This is a genomic window from Halomonas cerina (assembly GCF_014192215.1).
In the GTDB taxonomy this organism is placed as follows: Bacteria; Pseudomonadota; Gammaproteobacteria; order Pseudomonadales; family Halomonadaceae; genus Halomonas; species Halomonas cerina.
This window is the reverse complement of the sequence record NZ_JACHXP010000011.1, coordinates 24,495-48,635: the sequence shown is the minus strand read 5'-3', so window position 1 is coordinate 48,635 and position 24,141 is coordinate 24,495. Positions and strand designations below refer to the sequence as shown.

20 protein-coding genes are annotated in these 24,141 nt (G+C 67.3%); 19 read left to right on the top strand and 1 reads right to left on the bottom strand.

The features are described 5' to 3' along the window. The first annotated feature begins 89 nt into the window (after positions 1–89). From rpsB to tilS, 18 genes are all read left to right on the top strand, one after another. Positions 90–833, top strand: coding sequence for a 30S ribosomal protein S2 (gene rpsB / locus FHR94_RS11820; protein WP_183325931.1), 744 nt, complete (start codon positions 90–92; stop codon positions 831–833). 167 nt (positions 834–1,000) lie between these two features. After that, the gene (gene tsf, locus FHR94_RS11815; protein ID WP_183325930.1) at positions 1,001–1,870 is read left to right on the top strand and encodes a translation elongation factor Ts; all 870 of its coding nucleotides are present in this window, start codon (positions 1,001–1,003) and stop codon (positions 1,868–1,870) included. Between the two features lie 114 nt (positions 1,871–1,984). Then, the gene (gene pyrH / locus FHR94_RS11810; RefSeq protein ID WP_183325929.1) at positions 1,985–2,752 is read left to right on the top strand and encodes a UMP kinase; all 768 of its coding nucleotides are present in this window, start codon (positions 1,985–1,987) and stop codon (positions 2,750–2,752) included. Positions 2,753–2,756: 4 nt separating this feature from the next. Then, complete coding sequence (gene frr, locus FHR94_RS11805; protein WP_183326011.1) at positions 2,757–3,314, top strand: ribosome recycling factor; 558 nt, start codon at positions 2,757–2,759, stop codon at positions 3,312–3,314. A gap of 75 nt (positions 3,315–3,389) precedes the next feature. Beyond that, positions 3,390–4,166 (top strand): polyprenyl diphosphate synthase, encoded by a 777-nt coding sequence (gene uppS / locus FHR94_RS11800; protein ID WP_183326010.1) that lies wholly within the window; start codon positions 3,390–3,392, stop codon positions 4,164–4,166. After that, entirely contained in the window at positions 4,159–4,959 is an 801-nt protein-coding gene (locus FHR94_RS11795; RefSeq protein WP_183325928.1) for a phosphatidate cytidylyltransferase, read from the top strand. Before uppS ends, FHR94_RS11795 begins: the two co-directional genes overlap by 8 nt. A gap of 2 nt (positions 4,960–4,961) precedes the next feature. Next, positions 4,962–6,155 (top strand): 1-deoxy-D-xylulose-5-phosphate reductoisomerase, encoded by a 1,194-nt coding sequence (gene ispC, locus FHR94_RS11790; protein WP_183325927.1) that lies wholly within the window; start codon positions 4,962–4,964, stop codon positions 6,153–6,155. Between the two features lie 36 nt (positions 6,156–6,191). Next, complete coding sequence (rseP, locus tag FHR94_RS11785) at positions 6,192–7,547, top strand: sigma E protease regulator RseP (RefSeq protein ID WP_183325926.1); 1,356 nt, start codon at positions 6,192–6,194, stop codon at positions 7,545–7,547. Between the two features lie 87 nt (positions 7,548–7,634). Continuing rightward, complete coding sequence (gene bamA, locus FHR94_RS11780) at positions 7,635–9,980, top strand: outer membrane protein assembly factor BamA (protein ID WP_246389937.1); 2,346 nt, start codon at positions 7,635–7,637, stop codon at positions 9,978–9,980. A 24-nt stretch (positions 9,981–10,004) separates the two neighbouring features. Continuing rightward, a complete protein-coding gene (locus FHR94_RS11775; RefSeq protein WP_183325925.1) occupies positions 10,005–10,511 on the top strand; it encodes an OmpH/Skp family outer membrane protein in 507 nt (168 codons plus the stop codon). A 31-nt stretch (positions 10,512–10,542) separates the two neighbouring features. Continuing rightward, a complete protein-coding gene (gene lpxD, locus FHR94_RS11770; protein ID WP_183325924.1) occupies positions 10,543–11,580 on the top strand; it encodes a UDP-3-O-(3-hydroxymyristoyl)glucosamine N-acyltransferase in 1,038 nt (345 codons plus the stop codon). 105 nt (positions 11,581–11,685) lie between these two features. Then, positions 11,686–12,129 carry a 3-hydroxyacyl-ACP dehydratase FabZ gene (gene fabZ, locus FHR94_RS11765; protein ID WP_183325923.1) on the top strand — a complete coding sequence of 148 codons (444 nt, stop codon included), beginning with the start codon at positions 11,686–11,688 and terminating at the stop codon, positions 12,127–12,129. Continuing rightward, positions 12,126–12,893, top strand: coding sequence for an acyl-ACP--UDP-N-acetylglucosamine O-acyltransferase (gene lpxA / locus FHR94_RS11760; protein ID WP_183325922.1), 768 nt, complete (start codon positions 12,126–12,128; stop codon positions 12,891–12,893). Before fabZ ends, lpxA begins: the two co-directional genes overlap by 4 nt. Before the next feature lie 10 nt (positions 12,894–12,903). Next, positions 12,904–14,100 (top strand): lipid-A-disaccharide synthase, encoded by a 1,197-nt coding sequence (gene lpxB, locus FHR94_RS11755; protein WP_183325921.1) that lies wholly within the window; start codon positions 12,904–12,906, stop codon positions 14,098–14,100. After that, positions 14,097–14,708, top strand: a complete 612-nt coding sequence (gene rnhB, locus FHR94_RS11750; RefSeq protein ID WP_183325920.1) for a ribonuclease HII — start codon at positions 14,097–14,099, stop codon at positions 14,706–14,708. Before lpxB ends, rnhB begins: the two co-directional genes overlap by 4 nt. 217 nt (positions 14,709–14,925) lie before the next feature. Then, positions 14,926–18,438 carry a DNA polymerase III subunit alpha gene (gene dnaE / locus FHR94_RS11745; RefSeq protein ID WP_183325919.1) on the top strand — a complete coding sequence of 1,171 codons (3,513 nt, stop codon included), beginning with the start codon at positions 14,926–14,928 and terminating at the stop codon, positions 18,436–18,438. A 191-nt stretch (positions 18,439–18,629) separates the two neighbouring features. Next, on the top strand, positions 18,630–19,583 hold the full coding sequence (gene accA / locus FHR94_RS11740; protein WP_183325918.1) for an acetyl-CoA carboxylase carboxyl transferase subunit alpha: 954 nt from the start codon (positions 18,630–18,632) through the stop codon (positions 19,581–19,583). Positions 19,584–19,604: 21 nt separating this feature from the next. Beyond that, positions 19,605–20,885, top strand: a complete 1,281-nt coding sequence (tilS, locus tag FHR94_RS11735; RefSeq protein ID WP_183325917.1) for a tRNA lysidine(34) synthetase TilS — start codon at positions 19,605–19,607, stop codon at positions 20,883–20,885. On the opposite strand, the gene ppx is transcribed toward tilS, so the two are convergent. Continuing rightward, positions 20,865–22,391, bottom strand: coding sequence for an exopolyphosphatase (gene ppx / locus FHR94_RS11730; protein ID WP_183325916.1), 1,527 nt, complete (start codon positions 22,389–22,391; stop codon positions 20,865–20,867). The two genes, tilS and ppx, sit on opposite strands and share 21 nt — an antisense overlap. Before the next feature lie 444 nt (positions 22,392–22,835). Here ppx and rho point away from each other — a divergent pair, with 444 nt between their 5' ends. Next, positions 22,836–24,095 carry a transcription termination factor Rho gene (gene rho / locus FHR94_RS11725; protein WP_183325915.1) on the top strand — a complete coding sequence of 420 codons (1,260 nt, stop codon included), beginning with the start codon at positions 22,836–22,838 and terminating at the stop codon, positions 24,093–24,095. Positions 24,096–24,141: the final 46 nt, after the last annotated feature.

Sequence of the window (24,141 nt, the reverse complement as noted above, 5' to 3'; positions counted from 1 at the left end):
GCACATGGTCCCGGGTGCCGTCGGTTCATCCCGCCGGTCGGATCCATGGGGTGCATGGAGGCCTAACCCGATTTTTCCAGGAGTCATCCATGGCACACGTCAACATGCGTGACCTGCTGAAGGCAGGCGCTCACTTCGGTCACCAGACCCGTTACTGGAACCCGAAGATGAGCAAGTTCATCTTCGGCGCTCGCAACAAGATCCACATCATCAACCTCGAGCACACCCTGCCGGCCCTCAACGAGGCCATCGATGTGGTCGAGAAGATGGCGGCCGCGAACAACAAGATCCTGTTCGTCGGCACCAAGCGTAGCGCCAGCAAGATCGTCAAGGAAGAGGCGACCCGCGTGGGCCAGCCCTTCGTTAACCATCGCTGGCTCGGCGGCATGCTGACCAACTACAAGACCATCCGCGTTTCCATCAAGCGCCTGGCCGAACTCGAGGCGATGCACCAGGACGGCACCTTCGACAAGCTGACCAAGAAGGAAGTGCTGATGGCGACCCGCGAGCAGGAGAAGCTCGAGCGCTCCGTGGGTGGCATCAAGGACATGGGCGGCCTGCCCGATGCCCTGTTCGTGGTCGACGTCGACCACGAGCGTATCGCCATCAACGAGGCGAACAAGCTGGGCATCCCGGTCATCGGCGTGGTCGATACCAACTCCGACCCGGACGGCGTCGACTACGTGATTCCCGGCAACGATGACTCCATCCGTGCCATCCAGATCTACGTCAAGGCCATCGCCGATGCCTGCGCCCGTGCCAAGGAAGGGCGTCCGGACGAGTTTGTCGAGGTCACCGAGGCCAGCGAGGGCGACGCCGCCGCCGCCGAGTGATCGTCGACCCGTCCGGGCCGGCCAGTGCGCCGCCCGTCAGGGTGGCCACCGCCGGTCAGGCGGAAGGGGGCCTCGGCCCCCTTTTCTCGCCAGGGCGGGCACCGGATGCCGCCGGGCTGCATGCTCGGTCCCCAACCCCTAGGTCGAACCATTCAGAGGACACTACCATGGCAGCGATCAGCGCCTCCCAGGTGAAGGAACTGCGCGAGCGTACCGGGCTCGGCATGATGGAGTGCAAGAAGGCACTCACCGAAGCCGGTGGTGACATCGAAGTCGCCATCGAGAACCTGCGCAAGAGCTCCGGGCTCAAGGCCGCCAAGAAGGCCGGCCGCACGGCCGCCGAAGGCGCCGTGGTGACTCGCGTCGCCGAAGACGCCTCCTTCGGCGTGGTGGTCGAGATCAACTCCGAGACCGACTTCGTCGCCCGAGACGATAACTTCAAGGCCTTCGCCGAGAAGATTGCCGACGCCTTCTTCGACGCCAGGAGCGAAGACGTGGCCGCGGTGATGGAGGGCGCGCTGGAAACTGCTCGCGAGCAGCTGGTGCAGAAGATCGGCGAAAACATCGGCGTGCGCCGCTGCGCCGTGGTCGAGGCTCCGGAAGGCGGTGTGGTGGGCGAATACGTCCACGGCGGCCGTATCGGCGTGCTGACCCTGCTCAAGGGCGGCAATGCCGAGGTGGCCAAGGATGTCGCCATGCACGTGGCCGCCATCAACCCGGCCGTGGCGCGTCCCGAGGACATGCCCCAAGACAAGCTGGAGGCCGAAAAGGCGATCATCCTGGCCCAGCCGGACATGGCCGGCAAGCCGGAGAACATCGCCGAGAAGATGGTCCAGGGCCGTCTGAAGAAGTACCTGGCCGAGAACAGCCTGACCGAGCAGCCGTTCGTCAAGAACCCGGACCAGACCGTCGCCGAGTTCGTCAAGGCGGCCGGCGGCGAGGTGGTCGGTTTCACCCGCTTCGAGGTGGGCGAGGGCATCGAGAAGGAAGAGGTCGACTTCGCCAAGGAAGTGATGGAACAGGCCAAGCGCAGCTGAAGTCAGAGCTTCCAGTGTGACGATGGCGTGCGCGCAAGCGCACGCCATCGCGTATCCGGCCGGTGATTCCGGCCATCCACCATGTCCCATTCGTCGAGACCCGGAGACTCCCTCATGACCCGTGCCGATCACTCCCTGCCCAGCAAGCCCGAGAAGACCCGTGCCGAGGTGTCGAAGTACAAGCGCATCCTGCTCAAGCTCTCCGGCGAGGCGCTGACCGGCGACGCGGAATTCGGCATCGACCCCAAGGTGCTGGACCGCATGGCGCTGGAGATCGGCCAGCTGGTGGGCATCGGCGTACAGGTCGGCATCGTGGTCGGTGGCGGTAATCTGTTCCGGGGGGCCGCCCTGCATGAGGCCGGCATGGAGCGGGTCACCGGTGACCACATGGGCATGCTGGCCACGGTGATGAATGCCCTGGCCATGCGCGATGCCCTGGAGCGCTCCAATATCCGCTCACGAGTGATGTCGGCGATTCCCATGAGTGGCGTGGTGGAGCACTATGACCGACGTACCGCCATCCGCTACCTCACCTCCGGTGACGTGGTGCTGTTCTCGGCCGGTACCGGCAACCCTTTCTTTACTACCGACTCGGCGGCCTGCCTGCGCGGTATCGAGATCGATGCCGACGTAGTGGTCAAGGCCACCAAGGTGGACGGGGTCTACGATAAGGATCCGGTCAAGTTCGTGGATGCGGTCAAGTATGAGCAGCTCTCCTACGATGACGCGCTCGACCAGAAGCTCGGCGTCATGGATTTGACCGCCATCTGCCTGGTGCGGGACCATGACATGCCGGTACGGGTCTTCAACATGAACAAGCCGGGCGCACTGCTGAATCTGGTGGTGGGCGGCAAGGAAGGCACGCTGATTGACAGAGGGTGAGATCGTGATCGACGACATCAAGCAGGATGCAGCAAACCGCATGAAGAAGAGCCTCGAGTCTCTTCACCACAACTTCAACAAGATTCGTACCGGTCGGGCGCACTCCAGCATCCTGGACGCCGTGACCGTGGAGTACTATGGCAGCCAGGTGCCGCTCAACCAGGTGGCCTCGATCAATGTCGAGGATGCCCGCACCCTGGCCGTGGTGCCGTGGGAGCAGAACATGGTGCCCAAGATCGAGAAAGCCATCATGACCTCCGACCTGGGCCTCAATCCGGCCAGCGCCGGCAATGTGATCCGGGTGCCCATGCCGATGCTCACCGAAGAGACCCGCAAGGGCTACATCAAGCAGGCACGGCAGGAGGCCGAGCATGCGCGGGTGGCGGTGCGCAACGTGCGCCGCGATGCCAACGGTGATATCAAGGCCCTGCTCAAGGAGAAGGAGATTACCGAGGATGAGCAGCACCAGGCCGAGGAGGCGATCCAGAAGCTGACCGACGGCATCATCGCCGAGATCGACAAGGCGCTCGAGTCCAAGGAACATGACCTGATGCAGGTCTGAGACATGGTCAACGGCACCGCCTGGGTGGTGCCGCCCGCGATGGACCGCCGCCGCTCACCCGCCCAGCGAGACACCATGACGTCACCGCAGTCTTCCCATTCCCGTCCCACGGCGTCCCCTGCCGAGGAGGCCTTGCCGCGCCACGTTGCCATCATCATGGACGGCAACAACCGTTGGGCGAGGGCCCAGGGTCTCTCCGGCGTGCGTGGCCATCATGCCGGCGTCGAGGCGTTGCGCGCCGTGATCCGGCGTGCCGCCGAGCGGCGCATCGAGACCCTCACGCTGTTCGCCTTCTCCAGCGAGAACTGGAAGCGTCCCGTCACCGAGGTCAATGCCCTGATGGAGCTGTTCCTGATGGCGCTCAAGCGGGAGGTCAAAAAGCTCCATCGCCATGGCATCCGCCTCTCGGTGATCGGCGAGCGTAGCGCCTTCTCCACGGCGATCCAGCGCCACATCGAGCAGGCCGAGGCGTTGACCGCCGACAATCCCGGCCTGCACCTGGTGGTCGCCGCCAACTACGGCGGGCGCTGGGATATCGCCTCGGCGGCGCGGCGGCTGGCCGAGCGGGTGGCCGCCGGCGAGCTCGAGCCCTCCGCCATCGACGAGCAGGCCCTCGACCGGGAGGTCAGCCTGTCGGGAGATGCCCCAGTGGACCTGTGCATCCGCACCAGCGGCGAGAAGCGCATCTCCAACTTCCTGCTCTGGCAGATGGCCTATGCCGAGTTGCACTTCACGCCGGTGCTGTGGCCCGACTTCGGCGCCGAGGCCTTCGACGCGGCCCTGGCCGACTTTGCCGGCCGCCAGCGCCGCTTCGGCATGACCGACGAGCAGGTCGAGGCCCGGGGTGCTTAGGCAGCGCATCACCACCGCGGCCTGGCTAGTCCCGCTGGCCCTGGGGGGGCTGTTCGGCCTCTCGGGTGGTGGCTTCGCGCTGTTCACCGCCGCCATCGTGCTGATCGCCGGCTGGGAGTGGGCCAACCTGGCCGGGCTGACCGCCTCCTTCCGCCGGCTGCTGCCGGTGGCCGCACTGGCCGTGCTGATGGCCCTGTTGTATGCCACCGGTGCCTCCCGGTCGCCTTGGCTGCTATGGCTCGGGGCCCTGGGCTGGCTGGTCAATCTCTATTGGGTGAGCGGCCACCCCGACCGCCAGGCCCAGTGGCAATCGACCGGCATGCGCCTGGCCATGGGGCTCTGGGTGCTGCTGCCCGCCTGGGTCGGCTTCAATGTGCTGCGCGAGAGTGGGGCGGTCTGGCTGCTGTTCGTGCTGCTGCTGGTGTGGGGGGCCGATATCGGTGCCTACTTCATCGGCCGTGCCCTGGGGCGCCACAAGCTGGCGCCGCGCGTCAGTCCCGGCAAGACCCGGGAGGGGGTGGCCGGTGGCCTGGCAGTGACCACGTTGCTGGCGCTGGTCTTCGCCGTCTGGCAGGGGCTAGGACTGGCCGGGGGGCTGGTCCTGCTGGTGGTGACCCTGGTGGTGACGCTCGTCTCGGTGCTGGGCGACCTGCTGGAAAGCATGCTCAAGCGTCATCGCGGGATCAAGGACTCGAGCCAGCTGCTGCCCGGCCATGGTGGCGTGCTCGACCGTATCGACAGCCTGACGGCGGCCGTACCCTTGTTCGCCCTGCTGTATTCAGGAGTCATGTGAGCATGTCGACGACCCTGCGATGCCAGGCGGTTACGGTGCTCGGGGCCACCGGCTCCATCGGCACCAGTACCCTGGACGTGATCACCCGTCACCCCGACCGCTATCGGGTGCATGCCCTTACTGCCCACCGCTCCCGCGAGGCGCTGCTGGCGCTATGCCGTATCCATCGGCCAGCCCAGGCCGTCATGAGCCGCGAGACGGATGCGGCCTGGTTGCGCGAGCGCCTGCGCGAGGCCGGCCTGGCCACCGAGGTGCGGGCGGGGGCCGAGGCGCTGGTCGAGGTGAGCGAGGCCGCCGAGGTCGATACCGTCATGGCGGCGATCGTGGGCGCCGCCGGGCTGCTGCCGACGCTCGCCGCCGTGCGGGCCGGCAAGCGAGTGCTGCTGGCCAACAAGGAGGCCCTGGTGATGTCGGGGGCGCTGTTCATGGAGGCGGTCGCCCGCTGCGGTGCCACCTTGCTGCCCATCGATTCCGAACACAACGCCATCTACCAGTGTCTACCCATCGAGCATCGGGGCGGGCTGGCCCGGCATGGCGTTACCCAACTGCTGCTGACCGCCTCCGGGGGACCCTTCCGCGGCTGGTCGGCGCGAGAACTCGCGGCGGTGACACCGGCGCAGGCCTGTGACCATCCCAACTGGTCGATGGGCCGTAAGATCTCGGTGGACAGTGCCACCCTGATGAACAAGGGGTTGGAGCTCATCGAGGCGTGCTGGCTGTTCGACGCGCGTCCGTCGCAGGTGCAGGTGGTGGTGCACCCCCAGAGCGTGATCCACTCGATGGCGGCCTACAGCGATGGCTCGGTGATCGCCCAGTTGGGCAACCCCGACATGCGCACGCCGATCGCCTACGGGCTGGCCTGGCCGGAGCGCATCGAGGCGGGCGTGAAGACGCTGGACCTGTTTTCGGTGGCCCGGCTCGACTTCGAGCCCCCGGACGAGACGGCCTTTCCCTGCCTGCCCCTGGCCCGGGCGGCCATGGTGGCGGGGGGCACTGCACCGGCGGTGCTCAATGCCGCCAACGAGGTGGCGGTCGCGGCCTTCCTCGACGGCCGGCTCGGCTTCAACGGCATCGGCGACCTGGTGGCCCGGGTGCTCGAGGCGCGCCCCGCCGAGCCAGCCGGTGAGCTGGGCACCATCCTGGAGGCGGATGCCGCCGCCCGGGAGACAGCGCAGGCCTGGTTGGCCGGGTGCTGAACCTCTCCCCCTGTCGTCAATCATGAGGAGACTGCCGTGGGCCTGATCCAGAACGTGCTGGCCGTGATCGTGGTGCTCGGCCTGCTGATCACCTTCCATGAGTTCGGCCACTTCTGGGTGGCACGTCGCTGTGGCGTCAAGGTGCTGCGCTTCTCGGTGGGCTTCGGCAAGCCGATCTGGTCGCGTCGCGACCGCCACGACACCGAGTTCGCGGTAGCGGCTATCCCGCTGGGCGGCTACGTCAAGATGCTCGATGAACGCGAGGGGCCCGTGGATCCGGCCGAGCGTCATCTCGCCTTCAACCACAAGACGGTGTGGCAGCGTATCGCCATCGTCGCTGCCGGCCCCCTGGCCAACTTCCTGCTGGCCATCGTCGCCTACTGGGCGCTGTTCGTGGCCGGCACCACCACGGTGGTGCCGGTGATCGGTGAGGTGGCCCCAGACTCGCCGGCGGCTCGCGGCGGTCTGGCCGCCGGCCAGGAGATCACCGCGGTGCGCGGTGAGGCGGTGCGCTCCTGGGAGGAGATCAACCTCAAGCTGGTGGCGGCCATCGGCGCCGACGGGGCCCTCTCGGTGAGCACCCGGGAGGGTGGCGGCGAGCCCCGCGAGCATCGCCTGCCCGTGCAGGACTGGCTGGTCCGCCAGGATCCGCCCCAGCCGCTGCCGAGCCTCGGCATCACCCCCTGGCGGCCGGCGATCCCGGCGGTGCTCGATCGAGTGGTCGAGGGCGAGCCGGCCGCCGCCGCCGGACTCCAGGCCGGCGACGAGATCCTCACGGTGGACGGCAGGCCGATCGAGGACTGGCAGCAGTTCGTCGAGATCGTGCGGGCCAGCCCCGGCGAGACGCTCGACCTCGAGGTGGCGCGTGACGGGGCACGGCGTGAGCTCTCCCTGACGCCGCGCGCCAACACCCTGGAGGACGAGGCCACCATCGGCTACATCGGGGCTGGGGTGGCGGCAGTCGACTGGCCGGAAGAATACCGTCGCGAGGTCCGCTACGGTCCGCTGGCTGCGGTGGGCCAGGCGGTGGGACGCACCGGCGAGATGACCGTGCTGACCGTCGACGCCATCCGCAAGATGCTGGTGGGGCTGATCTCGCCGTCGAATCTCTCCGGGCCCATCACCATCGCCCGCATCGCCGGGGACACCGCCCGTTCCGGCCTGGAGAGCTTCATCGGCTTTTTGGCCTACCTCTCCATCAGTCTGGGGGTGCTCAACCTGCTGCCGATTCCGGTGCTGGACGGGGGGCACCTGCTCTACTACTTGGTCGAGGTGGTGCGTGGCCGGCCGGTCTCCGAGCATGCCCAAGCGGTCGGCCTGCGCATCGGGCTGGCCCTGGTCGGCACCCTGATGCTGATGGCGCTGTATTTCGATCTGATGCGGCTCTGGTAGCCGGGCGCCGGCTTGTCAGTGGCGTATGCAAATGTATAAGGTGCCTGTCTGGACGGGTAGGCAGACCAACGCGAGTGAATCGACTGAATGAAGATCAAGACCATCGGACTGGCGGCTCTGCTGCTCGCCGGTGCCGGACCGGCACTGGCGGAACCCTTCAATGTCTCCGACATCCGAGTCGAGGGCCTGCAGCGGGTCTCCGCCGCTTCCGTGTTCAATGCCTTTCCCGTCAATGCCCGTGATCGGGTCGACGAGCGCGAGTTGGCCGAGGCGGCCGAGCGCCTCTTCGCCACCGGGCTGTTCGAGGACATCTCCCTGGCCCGGGAGGGCGACGTGCTGATCATCCAGGTGGTCGAGCGTCCTACCATCGTCCGGCTCGACATCGAGGGCAACAGCCAGATTCCCGACGAGGACCTGCGCGAGGGACTCAAGCAAGCCGGCCTGCAAGAGGGCCAGGTGCTTGAGCTCTCCACCCTGGAGGAGATCCAGCGTGAGCTGGCCGGGCTCTACCAGTCCCAAGGCCGCTATAGTGCCCGCATCGACACCTCGGTCGAGGAGGTGGGCGAGGGCCGAGTCCAGGTCAACATCGACATCGATGAGGGGGCGGTGGCCAAGATTCGCCAGATCAACATCGTGGGCAACCGGGCCTTCGACGATGCGACTCTGCGCGAGGTCTTCGAGCTGGAGGACACCCCGGGCTGGTTCTTCGGCTGGTTCTCCAGCGACGACTACTCCCGCCAGGCACTCTCGGGGGATCTCGAGCGGCTGCGCTCCTTCTACCTGGATCGCGGCTACGTCAACTTCAGCATCGAGTCCACTCAGGTCTCGATCAGCCCCGACAAGTCGCGAATCTTCGTCACCGTCAACGTCGACGAGGGGGATCAGTACCGCCTCGGTGACGTGCGCTTCGCCGGCGATCTGCGCGTCAGTGAGCGCGAGGCCCGCGAGCTGCTTGAGGTGGTGCCGGGCGAAATCTTCTCGCGTAGCGACGTCACCGCCTCGTCGGAGGCTCTGCGCGCGCGCCTTGGCGCCGAGGGCTTCGCTTTCGCCAGCGTCGACGGCATCCCGGAGGTCCAGGCCGATGGCGAGACCGTCGATCTGATCTTCCGCGTCGACCCCGGTCGTCGGGCCTATGTGCGGCGCATCGAGTTCGTCGGCAATACCACCACCCAGGATGAGGTGCTGCGCCGTGAGATGATCCAGATGGAGGGCGCCCCGGCCTCCACCGAGTCGATCAGCCAGTCGCGCCAGCGCCTCGAGCGCCTGGGGTTCTTCAAGCAGGTGGAGGTCCAGACCCAGCCGGTGCCCGGTGACCCCGACAAGCTCGATGTCACCTACACCGTCGAGGAGCAGCCCTCCGGGTCGATCTCGGCGAGCATCGGCTTCTCCCAGAGTGCCGGGGTGATCTATGGCGCCTCGCTTTCCCAGAACAACTTCCTTGGCACCGGCAATCGGGTCAACATCGGCGCCCAGCGCAGCGATACCTTCACCAGCCTCAACTTCGGCTTCACCGATCCCTATTGGACCTTGAGCGGCATCTCGCGCGGCTACAACCTCTACTACCGCGAGACCGACTACGAGGACTCTGATATCTCCACCTACTCGACCGACGCCTATGGCGGCGGGATCAACTTCGGCTACCCGATCAACGAGCTGACCCGGCTCAACTTCGGGGCCAGCGCCGAGAACCTGACCATCCGGACCTTCCGCGACACGGCCTCGGAGATCGAGCGCTACGTGCAGGAGGAGGGCGAAGATGCCCAGGCCCTCAAGCTGACCGCCAGCTGGACCCGTAACGACCTCAACCGCGGCATCATGCCCACCGCCGGCAATTACCAGCGCCTGTCGCTGGAGACCGCGGTCCCTGGTAGCGATGCCGAGTACTACAAGCTGCGGGCTCAGGCGCGCCAGATCCTGCCATTCAACGAGGAGCAGACCTGGGGGCTGAAGTTCAGCGGCGAGCTCGGTTACGCCGACAGTGTCGGTGGTGATCCCTATCCGTTCTACGAGAACTTCTTCTCCGGGGGGCTGGGCTCGGTACGTGGCTTCACCGGCAACACCTTGGGGCCGGCGACTACGCCTCAGGCCGGCTCGAGGGGAGATGACCGCACCCTGGGCGGCAATGTCCTGATGGAGGGCAGCGCCGAACTGCTCTTCCCGATGCCCTTCGTCGAGGATCAGCGCTCCCTTCAGAGCTCGCTGTTCTTGGATGCCGGCAACACCTTCCTGACCGACTGCTACCCGGTGCTGGAGGAGGACCGCTCCAGCTGCGAGTCGGGGGTGGATCTGGGGGAGCTGCGCTACAGCGTCGGTGTCGGCCTCTCCTGGCTGACGCCGGTAGGACCGCTGACCTTCAGCATCGCCGAGCCCCTCAACGACAAGAGCGGCGACGATACCCAGTTCTTCCAGTTCTCGCTGGGACAGACCTTCTGATTCGTTTTTCAAGGAGCCCGATCCATGCGCACGTTGACCGCCGCTTTCTGTCTCGGCCTGCTGGGCATCATCGCCCTGCCGGCCCAGGCCGCCGATGTCGCCGTGCTGGACTGGCGCACCGCGCTGCTGGATACCGAGGCCGCGCAGCGCTCCATGAACCAGTTCCGCAACCAGACCGGCAGCCAGCAGCAGGAAGCCGAGGCGCTGGGCCAGGCGTTGCAGGACCTGCAGGCCCGCCTCCAGGAGGAGGGCGAGGTCATGGCCGAGGCCGAGCGCCGCTCGGCCGTGCAGGAGCTCCAGCAGAAGGGCCAGCGGTTTCAGCAGCTGCGCCGTGAGCTGCTAGAGGCCCGCCAGCAGGCCGAGCAGCAGTTCCTCCAGGAAGCCGAGCCCAAGCTGGATCAGGCGATCCAGCAGGTCATCGACCGCCACGAGGTCCAGGTGCTGGTGGACCCTAACGGGGTACTGCATGCCGAGGCCGACCTGCCCGATCTGACGGGCGAGGTGACCGAGATCCTCGACTCGCGCTTCTGAGCCGGCCCTACGTTCTGGATATCGGGTTCCCATGACACACGACACCCCTACCTTCACGCTTGCCGAACTCGCCGAACGCCTCGGGGCCCGCCTGCAGGGTGACGGTACGCGACGGGTCGGTGGCCTGGCCACGCTCCGCGATGCCGGACCGGATCAGGTGGCCTTCCTGGCCAACCGCGCCTACCTCAAGGACCTGCCGGATACTCGGGCCGCCGCCGTGCTGCTCGCGCCGGCCCATGGCGAGGCCTGTCCCGTGGACCGCCTCGAGCTGGACAACCCCTACCTGGGCTATGCCGAGCTCTCGCGCCTGTTCGACCCCCTGGTCGGGCGTGCTCCGGCGGGGGTCCACCCCACCGCCGTGGTGGCCGACGACGTGACCCTCGGGGCCAACGTGGCCATCGGGGCTCAGGCCATGGTCGAGTCGGGTGTCGTGCTAGGCGACGGCGTGGTCATCGGTGCCGGCAGCGTGGTGGGTGCCGATACCCTCATCGGCGCGGATTCGCGCCTGCATGCCAATGTCACCGTCTATCATGGCGTGGTGATCGGCGCCCGGGCCATCCTGCACAGTGGCTGCGTGATCGGTGGCGATGGCTTCGGCTTCGCCCACGACGGCGAGCGTTGGCACAAGATCGCCCAACTCGGCGGAGTGGTGCTGGGCGATGACGTCGAGGTGGGCAGCTGTTCGAGCATCGATCGCGGGGCCCTGGGCGATACCGTGATCGGTGATGACGTCAAGATCGACAGCCAGGTGCAGATCGCCCACAACGTGCAGGTCGGCGACCACAGTGCGCTGGCCGGCTGCGTGGGGATCGCCGGCTCCACCCGGGTCGGTCGGCACTGCATGCTGGGCGGCGGGGTAGGACTCTCGGGGCACCTGACCATCGCCGATGGCGTGCAGGTCACCGGCATGAGCCTGGTCACCAATTCGATCCACGCGCCGGGCGTGTATTCCTCCGGCACCGGGGCCATGGACAACGCCCATTGGCGCCGCAATGCGGTGCGCTTCAAGCAGCTCGATGACATCGCCCGGCGGCTCGCCAGGCTCGAGAAGGTCGGGCGCCGCGGTTGAGCCGAGCTCGCAGGGCGGTATAATCGCCGCCTGCCCGTCGGTCCGGCGCCGACGGTCATGTCCGTTCCACAGGGCGGGCAACCTGTCATTTCAGAGGTCGCTACGATGGTAATGGACATCAACGAGATTCGTGAGTATCTACCCCACCGCTATCCCTTCCTGCTGGTGGATCGGGTGACGGAACTCACCATTGGCGAAGTCATCGTGGCCTACAAGAATGTCAGCATCAACGAGCCGTTCTTCAATGGCCATTTCCCGCACCATCCGATCATGCCCGGGGTGCTGGTGATCGAGGCCCTCGCCCAGGCCTGCGGCATCCTCGGCTTCAAGACCGTCAACAAGCTGCCCGCCGATGGCTATGTCTACTACCTGGTGGGCAGTGACAACGTGCGCTTCAAGCGGCCGGTGATGCCCGGCGACCAGCTGACGCTGGAGGCTCGGGTGATCCGTGGCAAGCGCGGGATCTGGAAATTTGCCTGCCGCGCCACCGTGGCCGGCGAGCTGGCCTGCGAGGCCGAGATCATCTGTGCCGAGAGGAAGGTCACTTGATTCATTCCACCGCCCTCATCGATCCCGCGGCGCGGCTGGCCGACGATGTCGAGGTCGGTCCCTTCACGGTGATCGGCCCCGATGTCGAGGTCGGAGCCGGTTCGCGCATCGGGCCACACGTGGTGATTAAGGGGCCCACGGTGCTCGGCGAGCGTACCCGGGTCTTCCAGTTCGCCTCGGTGGGCGAGGACTGCCAGGACAAGAAATACGCCGGCGAACCCACCCGTCTGGTGATGGGCGACGACAACGTCATCCGCGAGGGCGCCACCCTGCACCGCGGCACCGTCCAGGATCGCGGCGAGACCACCATCGGCTCGCGCAACCTGTTCATGGCCTATGTCCACGTGGGTCACGACTGCGTGATCGGCAATGACTGCATCCTGGCCAACCAGGTGACCCTGGCCGGCCATGTCCATTTGGGCGACTTTGTGATCCTCGGCGGCCTCTCTGCGATCCACCAGTTCTGCCACTTCGGCGCGCATGCCATGGCCGGCGGCGGCTCGATCATCACCAAGGATACCCCGGCCTACGTGATGATCAACGGCAACCCGGCCCAGGTCCATGGGCTGAACCTGGTGGGCCTGCGCCGCCGCGGGTTCTCCAACGAGGCACTCCGGGCGCTCGGCGAGGCCTACAAGCTGGTCTACCGCCAAGGGCTGACCGTGGCTCAGGCGCTCACCGAGATTCGCGCACGCTTCTCGCTGCCCGAGACCGAGGCCTTCGCGACCTCCATCGAGGCCTCGACCCGCGGCATCGTGCGCTGAGGGGGCGCACATGACGCTTGAACGTGTTTACCTCGTCGCCGGGGAACTCTCCGGGGACATCCTGGGGGCCGGCCTGATGCGCGAACTGAAGGCGCGCCATCCGGGGGTCGCCTTCCGCGGCATCGGCGGGCCGCGGATGATCGCCGAGGGCATCGACAGCCGCGTGCCCCTGGAGACCCTCTCGGTGATGGGGCTCGTGGAGGTGCTCCGGCATCTGCCCGGCCTGATTCGGGTGCGCCGTGCGCTCAGGCGCGATGCTCTGGCCTGGCGGCCGGATATCGTGATCGGCATCGATGCCCCGGACTTCAACCTGGGCCTGGAACGACAGTTGCGCGAGGCCGGCCTGCCCACCGTCCACTACGTCAGCCCCTCCGTCTGGGCCTGGCGACAGGGCCGGGTCAGGGGCATCGGACGGGCCGTGGACGCCATGCTCACCTTCCTGCCTTTCGAGGCGGCCTTCTATGCTCACCACCGGGTACCGGTGGCCTTCGTCGGCCATCCACTGGCCGACGAGCTGCCGCTCGACAACGATCGCGAGGCGGCCCGGCAGGCGCTGGGACTGGACACCTGCGGACCACTGCTGGCCCTGCTACCCGGCTCCCGGGCCAGCGAGATCCGCTTTTTGGGGGCAACCTTCCTGGCGGCGGCCGAGCGACTGTGCCACGCGCGTCCCGCTCTGCGAGTAATCATCCCCGCCGCTACCCCAGCGCGACGCGCCGAGCTCGAGGCTCTGCTCAGGGAGCGTGAGGCGTTGCGCGATCGGGTGACCCTGGTCGAGGGCCATTCCCGGGAAGCCATGGTGGCCAGTGACGCCGTGCTGCTGGCCTCGGGCACCGCGGCGCTGGAGGCGATGCTCTGTCACCGCCCCATGCTGGTCGCTTACCGCATGGCGCCGCTGACCCATTGGCTGGCCAGGCGTCTGGTCAAGACCGAATGGATCTCGCTGCCTAACCTGATCGCCCGTGAGACCCTGGTGCCGGAGCTGATCCAAGACGCGGCGACCCCGGAAGCCATCGCCGACCGGCTTGCCGCGATACTCGACGATCCCGAAGGCCGAGCCGCCCTGGAGGCGCGTTTCGCCGCGCAGCATGCTGGTCTGCAACGCGGAGCCAGTCGCCGTGCCTGCGAGGCCATCGAGGCCGTTGCGGCGCGCCGGGCGCTCCCGGAAAGCGTCGCGCCCGAGCGGGCACAGGCGGGTATGCCATGATGACAAGCGAGCTGCCACCGCTGGTCATCGATTACCACGGCGACCGGCTGGCCGGGATCGACGAGGTAGGGCGCGGTCCGCTGGTCGGCCCGGTGGTGGCCGCGGCGGTGATCCTCGACCCCGCTCGGCCCATCGCCGGCCTCACCGACTCCAAGATGCTCGCCGCGCCGCGCCGAGAGGCCCTGGACGGCGAGATCCGCGCCCGGGCTCTGGCCTTCGCCGTGGCCGAGGCCTCGGCGGCCGAGGTCGATGCGCTCAACATCTTCCACGCGACACATCTCGCCATGCGCCGGGCCATCGACGCCCTCTCGCCCGCGGCCGAGTACCTGCTGGTGGACGGCAATCGGCTGCCCGGGCATCATGTCCCCGGCCAGGCGGTGGTCAAGGGCGACGCCCGCCACCCGGCCATCGCGGCGGCCTCGATACTCGCCAAGGTGGCCCGGGATGCCGGCATGGTGGCGCTGGATGCGCGCCATCCCGATTATGGCTTCGCCCGCCACAAGGGCTACCCGACGCCCGAGCACCTGGCCGCTTTGGAGCGTCTGGGGCCGCTGCCCGACCATCGTCGCTCCTTCGGCCCGGTGAAACGCCAGCTGGCGTTGTTCTAGCCAACGAGTAGCTCCCGAGAGCGAGGAGCGCCGGGGATAGATCGTAGCGGGGGTCTTTTTCCATGGATGGCAAAAGTAGCGTACAGGGAGGTATTTACAGCGCCCCCGCGTAGATCTATCGCCGGGTCAGCCCGAGCGGACAGGATGCGAAAGCGCTGGATCAGCGTCGAGCAATGTCACCAGTACTGACTATTTATCGCCCAATCTTGAGTCCACCATGACCACGCCCTTCGTACATCTTCGCGTCCACAGCGAATTCTCCCTGGTCGACGGCCTGGTGCGCCTCAAGCCGCTGGTCAAGGCGGCGGTGGCCCAGGGCACGCCGGCGCTGGCGCTCACCGACGAGACCAACCTCTTCGCGCTGGTCAAGTTCTACAAGGCCGCCCAGGGCGCCGGCCTCAAGCCGATCATCGGCAGCGATCTCTGGTTGGCCAACCCCCATGACGAGGGGCACCCCTATCGCTTGACCCTGCTGGCCATGAACGACGTCGGTTATCGTAACCTCACCGAGCTGATCTCGCGGGGCTGGATGCACGGCCAGCGCCAGGGCCAGGCGCTGATCGACAAGGCCTGGGTGCTCGAGCAAAGCGCGGGGCTGATCGCGCTTTCCGGCGGGCGTGAAGGGGAGGTCGGCCGCCACCTGCTCAGCGACCATCATGACGAGGCCCGCGTCCTGCTCGAGGAGTGGCAGGCCGCCTTCCCGGGTCGCTTCTACCTGGAGCTGACCCGCACCGGCCGGGCGCTGGAGGAGGAATGCGTGCACCTCTCGGTGGACCTGGCCATCGAGACCGGCACCCCGGTGGTAGCCACCAACGACGTGCGCTTCCTCGAACGCGAGGACTTCTGGGCTCACGAGACCCGGGTGGCCATCGGCGAGGGCAAGGCGCTGGACGACGCACGCCGCGAGCGCAAGTACACCGAGGAGCAATACCTCAAGGGTCCCGAGGAGATGGCGGAGCTGTTCGTCGACATCCCCGAGGCGCTCACGAACAGCGTGATGATTGCCGCGCGCTGCAATGTCGAGGTGCGCCTCGGCGAGATCTTCCTGCCGGAGTTCGAGATTCCCGAGGGCATGACCCAGGACGAGTTCTTCCGCAAGATCTCCCACGACGGCCTCACCGAGCGCCTGGACTTCCTCTATCCGACCGACCAGTACCCCCGCGACGGCGACGCGTATGCCGAGATCGACGCTCGCTATCGCCAGCGCCTCGACTTCGAGCTCGACATCATCATCCAGATGGGCTTCCCCGGCTACTTCCTGATCGTGATGGACTTCATCCAGTGGGCCAAGGACAACGACGTCCCGGTGGGGCCGGGGCGCGGCTCCGGCGCCGGCTCCCTGGTGGCCTACGCCCAGAAGATCACCGACCTGGACCCCATCGGCTACGATCTGCTGTTCGAGCGCTTCCTCAATCCCGAGCGGGTCTCCATGCCCGACTTCGACGTCGACTTCTGCATGGAGAAGCGCGACCGGGTGATCGACTACGTGGCCGACCGCTACGGCCGCGACGCCGTCTCGCAGATCGTCACCTTCGGCACCATGGCCGCCAAGGCGGTGGTGCGCGACGTGGCCCGGGCCCAAGGCAAGCCCTACTCGCTGGGCGACAAGCTCTCCAAGCTGATCCCCTTCGAGGTGGGCATGACACTCGCCAAGGCGCTGGAGGCCGAGCCGGCGCTCAAGGACTTCCTCGAGGCCGACGAGGAGGCCGCCGAGATCTGGGAGATGGCCGAGAAGCTCGAGGGCATCACTCGGGGCACCGGTAAGCACGCCGGCGGCGTGGTGATCGCGCCCACCAAGCTCACCGACTTCTCGCCGCTGCTCTGCGACGAGGACGGTTCGGGGCTTGTCGTGCAGTTCGACAAGAATGACATCGAGGACGCCGGCCTGGTCAAGTTCGACTTCCTGGGCCTGCGCACCCTGACCATCATCGACTGGGCGCTGGAAATGGTCGACAAGGTGCGCGCCGTCGAGGGCCAGGGGCCGCTGGACATCGATGCCATCCCGCTGGATGACGTGCCGACCTTCGAGATGCTCAAGAAGGCCGAGACCACGGCGGTGTTTCAGCTTGAATCCCGCGGCATGAAGGAGCTGATCAAGCGCCTGCTGCCCGATTCGCTCGAGGACATGATCGCCTTGGTCGCGCTGTTTCGTCCGGGCCCCCTGCAGTCGGGCATGGTCGACGACTTCATCAACCGCAAGCACGGCCGGGCGGAGATCTCCTACCCGCACCCGGACTACCAGCACGAGCTGCTCGAGCCGGTGCTCGCCCCGACCTACGGCATCATCCTCTACCAGGAGCAGGTGATGCAGATCGCCCAGGTGATGGCGGGGTACTCGCTGGGTCAGGCCGACATGCTGCGCCGCGCCATGGGCAAGAAGAAGCCCGAGGAGATGGCCAAGCAACGCGCGGGCTTCATGGAGGGCTGTGCGGCCAACGGCATCGACAAGGATCTGGCCGGCAACATCTTCGATCTGGTGGAGAAGTTTGCCGGCTATGGCTTCAACAAGTCCCACTCGGCGGCCTATGCGCTGGTCTCGTATCAAACGGCTTGGTTAAAAGCGCATTATCCCGGCCCTTTTATGGCCGCGGTGATGTCCACCGAGATGGACAACCTCGACAAGGTGGTGCCGCTGATCGAGGAGTGCCGCCACCTCTCACTCACGGTGACGCCGCCCGACGTCAACGTCGGCGGCTACAAGTTCACCGTGGATACCGAGGGACGCGTGGTCTATGGTCTGGGGGCCATCCGCGGCGTCGGCGAGGGCCCGATCGGCGCCATCGTCGAGGCCCGGGAGGCGGGCGGCGCCTTCACGGACCTGTTCGACTTCTGCAAGCGGGTCGATCCCAAGCGCATGAACAAGCGCACCCTGGAGGCGCTGATCCGCTCCGGTGCCCTGGATGCCCTGGGGCCGAGCCGAGCGGTGCTCGCCGCCTCGCTGGACGCGGCCCTCAAGGCGGCGGCCCAGAACCAGACCAACCAGAACCTGGGCATGATGGACATGTTCGGCGAGGTCTTCGCCGCCTCAAGCGACGAGGGCGACGCGTCCGATTCCTACGCCGACTATCGCGGCGTGCGCGACTGGACGGACAAGGAGCGTCTGGCCGGCGAGAAGGAGACCCTGGGGCTCTACCTCACCGGCCACCCCATCGACGAGTACGAGGGTGAGCTTGAGCGCTTCGTGTCGACCCGCATCGGTGAGCTCAGGCCCTCCCGGGAGCCCCAGCGGGTGGCCGGCCTGGTGGTGGGGCTGCGCACCATGAAGTCCAAGCGTGGCGACACCATGGCCTTCATCACCCTGGACGACCGCACCGGACGCATCGAGGCGTCGCTGTTCGGCGAGCTGTTCGAGGCCCTGCGTGGCAGGCTCGAGGCCGACCAGGTGCTGATCATCGAGGGCGAGGTCTCCACCGACGACTACTCCGGCGGCCTGCGCCTGCGCGGCAAGGAGGTCACGCCGATGGTCGAGGCGCGGGCCCGCTACGGCCAGGCCGTGGAGCTGTCGTTGGACGGGGCTCGGCTCAACGGCCGGCTGGTGGAGAGCCTGCGCGAGAGCCTGGCCCCCTTCCGCGACGGCGAGGGCCTGCCGGTGCGCCTGCGCTACCGCAACGCCGAGGCGGCCGGTTGGCTGGAGCTTGCCGACGAATGGAAGGTGCTGCCGTCCGACGAGCTGCTGATCGCCCTGCGCGAGGTGCAGGGCCAGGATGGCGTGCGGCTCAAGTATCGGTAATTTGGCTTCGGGCTTCGGCGTATCAGCGAGGGGCGTCGGGGGGCCGAAGAGGAGGTCCTACGCCGGGTCAGCCCCGAGCAGTCGCGGCAGCGGTAGATGTACTGCCTTGCGTGGTACCGTCAGGGTGAGATAATGCCCGCCATTCACGATTCGCCCCGGTCGTGCCCCGGCCGACGAGACAAGGCTAGCCCATGAACCCCAACTATCTCGATTTCGAACAGCCCATCGCCGAGCTCCAGGCCAAGATCGAGGAGCTGCGGCTGGTTGGCAACGACAGCCAGGTCAATCTCAACGACGAGATCGGTCGGCTCGAGGAGAAGAGCCGCCGGCTCACCGAATCGATCTTCAAGGATCTCTCTCCCTGGCAGGTCTCCCAGCTCTCTCGGCATCCACAGCGGCCCTATACGCTGGACTATTTGGAGCACGTCTTCACCGACTTCGATGAACTCCACGGTGACCGGCGCTTCGCCGACGATGCCGCCATCGTCGGCGGGGTGGCCCGGCTCGACGACCGGCCGGTGATGGTGATCGGTCACCAGAAGGGCCGCGACGTCAAGGAGAAGGTGCGCCGCAACTTCGGCATGCCGCGCCCCGAGGGCTATCGCAAGGCCTGCCGGCTGATGGAGATGGCCGAACGCTTCCGGATGCCGGTGCTGACCTTCATCGACACCCCGGGCGCCTATCCGGGCATCGATGCCGAGGAGCGCGGACAGAGCGAGGCCATCGCCTACAACCTGGCGGTGATGTCGCGTCTCAAGACCCCGATCGTCGCCACCGTGGTAGGCGAGGGCGGCTCCGGCGGGGCGCTCGCCATCGGCGTCTGCGATGAGCTGGCCATGCTGCAGTACTCCACCTATTCGGTGATCTCCCCGGAGGGTTGTGCCTCCATCCTGTGGAAGAGCGCCGAGAAGGCCGCCGATGCGGCCCAGGCCATGGGCATCACCGCCGAGCGTCTCAAGGAGCTGGGCTTCGTCGATACCCTGATTCCCGAGCCCCTCGGTGGCGCCCATCGTCATCCGGTGACCACCGCCGAGCGGGTCCGGGCGTCGCTGCTGGCCAGCCTCGACCGCCTGGAGGCGATGGGGGTGGATGACCTGCTCACACGCCGCTATGAGCGGCTGATGTCCTATGGAGCCCCGGCTTAACGGCCCTTTCTGCACTCGGCCATGTCCCTGCAAACCTTGATCGATGACGCCCTAGCGCAGACGCCGCCGGGGCGCCCTGTCTGGGTCAGCCTGTCCGGCGGGCTCGACTCCACGCTGCTGCTGACGCTGGCCGCCGATGCCTGCCGGCGTTACCCCCGCCCACTGCGCGCCCTGCATGTGCACCATGGCCTCCAGGCCGCGGCCGATGATTTCGAGACTCACTGCCGTCGCCTCGGATCACGCCTTGGGGTACCGCTTTATGTCGCGCGGGTTGGCGTGGACCGCGATACCGGCCAGGGGGTCGAGGGCGCGGCGCGGGAGGCCCGTTACGCCGCCCTGGCCCGCCGGGTGGCGCCCGGCGAGACCCTGTGGCTGGCCCAGCATCGTGATGATCAGGCCGAGACCTTCCTGCTTGCCGCCCTGCGTGGCAGTGGTGTGCGTGGCCTCGCGGGCATGCCATCGAGCCGCGACTGGCGCGGGCGCCGGCTCGGACGCCCGTTACTGGGGGTTGCCAGGGCCGAGCTCGAGGACGCCGCGGCGCACCGCGGATTGGCCTGGTGCGAGGACCCCTCCAACATCGATACTTCCTTGGACCGTAACTTCCTGCGCCACCGGGTACTGCCTTTGCTGGCAAGGCGCTGGCCCCATGTCGGCGAGGCCCTGGCGCAGAGTGCCGCCTTGACCGGTGACGCCGAGGCCCTGCTCGAGACGCTGGCGGAGGAGGACCTCGCTCGGTTGGGCGGCGATCCGGGCTGCCTGCCCGTGACGGGGCTGGTGGCGCTCAGTGCGCCGCGCCGTCGTCTGCTGGTGCGCCATGCCTGCCGTCGGTCTGGCCTGCCCACGCCGCCGTCCCGGCGTCTCGAGACCCTGCTCGGCCAACTCGCGGCCCGGGGTGATGCCGAGGTGTGCCTGGACTGGCCCGGTGCGGAGGCACGGGTCTGGCGGGGAACGCTCTATCTGATGCCCCCGGTGATGCCCCTGCCGGTCGACTGGCACGCCGACTGGGATGGTGCCTCGCTGCTGGTCACCCCCGCCGGGCCGCTGATCGGTGGCCTGGTACATGAGGCGGGCGAGGCAGAGGGGCTGGGGGTGTCGCCGCGGCGTGGCGGCGAGACGCTGCGCCTGGGGGCGCGCGGTCGACGGGACCTCAAGCGTCTGCTGCAGGAGGCGGGGGTCCCCCCCTGGCGGCGCAGGCGGCTGCTGGTGGTCCATCACGGCGCGACGGTGGTGGCGGTATTCGATCCGGCGATCCAAGGCTGGATTGCCCTGGCCGAGGGCTGGTCAGGTCTGGATCAGCGCTAGGGGGAAATCGGCCGCCGCCTGGTAGGCCACCTCCTGTTCCAGGTCGGTGTGCAGCAGGCTTGGTTCGTCGCTGCCCGGCAGCGTCAGGGTCAGGGCATCGCCGTCTGCTGCCAGGGGCAGCGCCTCGGGGGGGGATTCGGGGCGCGAATGGTTGAGCAGCACCGCCAGGCGCAGCAAACGGGCGAGGCGGGCATGCGAGGCCCGTTCGCTCGATGGCAGGGCCTGCCACTCCTTGAGCGGGAACTTGCGGCGATGCGCCCGGACCAGAAAGGCCAGTAGGCGCTGCTCGGGCCGCGAGAAGCCGGGCAGGTCGGAGTATTCCAGCAGATAGGCGCCGTGGCGGTGGAACTGGCTGTGGGAGATGGCCAGGCCGATCTCGTGCAGGCGGCTGGCCCACCTCAGGAAGCGTGCCTGGTCGTCGTCCAGCGACCAGGCCCCGCGCACCTGGCCGAGCAGGGCGGTGGCCGTGGTGGCCACGTTACGGGCCTGGCGAGTGTCCACGCCGTAGCTGCGTTCCAGCACGGCCAGGGTCTTGAGGCGGGAGTCCTCGGGGCTGTTACGTCCCACCATGTCGTAGAGCACCCCCTCGCGCAGGGCGCCATCGGCATAACGCATGCTTTTTAGATCGAAGGCCTCGAAGATGGCGCAGAGGATGGCGATGCCGGCGGGGAAGACCCGGGCCCGGTCGGCCTTGAGGCCGGGCATGGCGACCTTGTCCAGGTGCTTGCACTTGATCAGTCGCTTGCGCAGGGCCGCCAGCCCCTGGCGAGTGATGATCCCCTCTGGGGCATCCCCGGTGGCACCGATCACCGCGGCCGCCGCCTTGATGGTGCCGCTGGAGCCGACCGGGTCGGCCCAGCCGAGCTCCCGATAGGGCCGCTGGATGTTGGCCAGTTCCGACAGGGTGATAAGCTCCGCCTTGCGAAAGGCCTTCTCGCTAAGCGCGCCGTCGGCGAAGAAGCGATCGCGGAAGGTGACACAGCCCATGCGCAGGCTTTCCAGAGCCAGTGGCTCGAAGCGCTCGCCGATGATGAACTCGGTGGAGCCACCGCCGATGTCGACGATCAGGCGTCGGCCGTCCTCGGCCAGGGCGTGGGCCGCGCCCAGGTAGATCAGGCGCGCCTCCTCGCGACCGGCGATGATCTCGATCCGGGTCCCCAGCAGGGCCTCGGCGCGCTCGATGAAGGCCTGGCTGTTGTCGGCGTCACGCAGGGCGTTGGTGCCCACCACCCGCAGGTGACCGGGAGCAATATCCACGAGGAAGGGGGCGAAGCGGGCCAGGCAGTCCAGGGCACGCTGCATGGCCGCCTCGTCGAGCAGGCCGTCCGTGCCCAGGCCGGCGGCGAGCTGGACCTTCTCGCCGAGGCGCGCGACGACCTGCAGGCGGTCTTCCCGGTAGTTGGCCACCAGCAGGTGGAAGCTGTTGGAGCCGAGGTCGATGGCGGCCAGGCGGCGCGGGGGGTGACCGGGCGGCGACATGGGGGGCCTTTCCGTGGGTATGGTCATGGCGGGTCCTGTCGGGCAATGTGCCAAGGTTGCGGGCGCCCTTCGGGCTTGTCAATCGCACGGTGCGGCGCACTTGCGTTTCCCGGTGGCCTTGACTAGTATCGAGACGTTCGCCTGTTCCGAATGCTTCTCGACCGCTTCATGGCGAAGGCTACGCGGTCAAATCTCAAGTCGTCAGTCAGCCCACTGCATCAGCCTGCGATCCTGGTCGATCGGCCACGACCCGCTGATCAGGCGAAAACGAACCTGTCCCCTCGCTTCCGCTATCGGCCCGGCACGCCGCTACCGCGCGGCTGCCCGTCCCCGGCCATGCGACGCATCACGACGAGTGGCAGCCTGACCGGGCACTGAACGCATCCATGCGGCGTTACCCTCTCGCCTCCTGTCTTTTCATGGTCACGGCGCCTGACCGCCCGGCTTCCAAGAGCAACTCTGAACACACCGATGAACCTTACCGAACTCAAGCAAAAGCCCGTTCCGGAACTCCTGGAGATTGCCCGCGAGATGGGCATCGACAACCTGGCCCGTTCCCGCAAGCAGGACATCATCTTCGCCATCCTCAAGAAGCACGCCAAGAGTGGCGAGCCGATTTACGGGGACGGGGTGCTGGAGATCCTGCAGGACGGCTTCGGCTTCCTGCGCAGTGCCGACAGTTCCTACCTGGCTGGCCCCGACGACATCTATGTCTCGCCCTCGCAGATTCGCCGCTTCAACCTGCGCAAGGGTGACTCCATCTCCGGCAAGATCCGTCCGCCCAAGGAGGGGGAGCGCTACTTCGCCCTGCTCAAGGTCAGCGAGATCAACTTCGACAAGCCGGAGAATGCCAAGCACAAGATTCTGTTCGAGAACCTCACGCCGCTATTCCCCCAGGAGCGGCTGCGCATGGAGATCGGCAACGGCTCCACCGAGGATCTTACCGCGCGCATCATCGACCTCACCGCCCCCATCGGCAAGGGCCAGCGCGGTCTGCTGGTCTCCCCGCCCAAGGCGGGCAAGACCCTGATGCTACAGAACATCGCGACCTCGATCACGCGCAACAACCCCGAGTGCCACCTGATCGTGCTGCTGATCGACGAGCGCCCCGAGGAGGTGACCGAGATGTCGCGCACGGTACGTGGCGAGGTGGTGGCCTCGACCTTCGACGAGCCGCCGGCACGCCACGTCCAGGTCGCCGAGATGGTCATCGAGAAGGCCAAACGCCTGGTCGAGCACAAGAAGGACGTGGTGATCCTGCTCGACTCCATCACCCGCCTGGCGCGGGCCTACAACACCGTGGTGCCCAGTTCCGGCAAGGTGCTGACCGGCGGCGTCGACGCCCACGCCCTGGAGAAGCCCAAGCGCTTCTTCGGCGCGGCGCGCAACATCGAGGAGGGCGGCAGCCTGACCATCATCGCCACGGCGCTGGTGGACACCGGCTCCAAGATGGACGAGGTGATCTTCGAGGAGTTCAAGGGCACCGGCAACATGGAGGCGCACCTGGACCGTAAGCTGGCCGAGAAGCGCGTCTATCCTGCGATCAACATCCGTCGCAGCGGCACCCGCCGCGAGGACCTGATCGCCTCCGAGGAGGAGATGCAGCGCATGTGGATCCTGCGCAAGCTGCTCAACCCCATGGACGATACCGCGGCCACCGAATTCCTGATCGATCGCCTGAAGGATAGCAAGACCAACCTCGAGTTCTTCGAGGCGATGAAGCGCCGCTAGGGAAGCCGGCGATGCGCGAGGGGGCGGCATGCTATGCTGCCCCTTT

Bases quoted from the DNA above. Each gene is read 5' to 3' on its own strand.
- rpsB (WP_183325931.1), top strand. From the start codon at position 90: ATGGCACACGTCAACATGCGTGACCTGCTGAAGGCAGGCGCTCACTTC.
- tsf (WP_183325930.1), top strand. From the start codon at position 1,001: ATGGCAGCGATCAGCGCCTCCCAGGTGAAGGAACTGCGCGAGCGTACC.
- pyrH (WP_183325929.1), top strand. From the start codon at position 1,985: ATGACCCGTGCCGATCACTCCCTGCCCAGCAAGCCCGAGAAGACCCGT.
- uppS (WP_183326010.1), top strand. From the start codon at position 3,390: ATGACGTCACCGCAGTCTTCCCATTCCCGTCCCACGGCGTCCCCTGCC.
- ispC (WP_183325927.1), top strand. From the start codon at position 4,962: ATGTCGACGACCCTGCGATGCCAGGCGGTTACGGTGCTCGGGGCCACC.
- bamA (WP_246389937.1), top strand. From the start codon at position 7,635: ATGAAGATCAAGACCATCGGACTGGCGGCTCTGCTGCTCGCCGGTGCC.
- FHR94_RS11775 (WP_183325925.1), top strand. From the start codon at position 10,005: ATGCGCACGTTGACCGCCGCTTTCTGTCTCGGCCTGCTGGGCATCATC.
- lpxD (WP_183325924.1), top strand. From the start codon at position 10,543: ATGACACACGACACCCCTACCTTCACGCTTGCCGAACTCGCCGAACGC.
- fabZ (WP_183325923.1), top strand. From the start codon at position 11,686: ATGGTAATGGACATCAACGAGATTCGTGAGTATCTACCCCACCGCTAT.
- lpxB (WP_183325921.1), top strand. From the start codon at position 12,904: ATGACGCTTGAACGTGTTTACCTCGTCGCCGGGGAACTCTCCGGGGAC.
- rnhB (WP_183325920.1), top strand. From the start codon at position 14,097: ATGATGACAAGCGAGCTGCCACCGCTGGTCATCGATTACCACGGCGAC.
- dnaE (WP_183325919.1), top strand. From the start codon at position 14,926: ATGACCACGCCCTTCGTACATCTTCGCGTCCACAGCGAATTCTCCCTG.
- accA (WP_183325918.1), top strand. From the start codon at position 18,630: ATGAACCCCAACTATCTCGATTTCGAACAGCCCATCGCCGAGCTCCAG.
- tilS (WP_183325917.1), top strand. From the start codon at position 19,605: ATGTCCCTGCAAACCTTGATCGATGACGCCCTAGCGCAGACGCCGCCG.
- ppx (WP_183325916.1), bottom strand. From the start codon at position 22,391: ATGACCATACCCACGGAAAGGCCCCCCATGTCGCCGCCCGGTCACCCC.
- rho (WP_183325915.1), top strand. From the start codon at position 22,836: ATGAACCTTACCGAACTCAAGCAAAAGCCCGTTCCGGAACTCCTGGAG.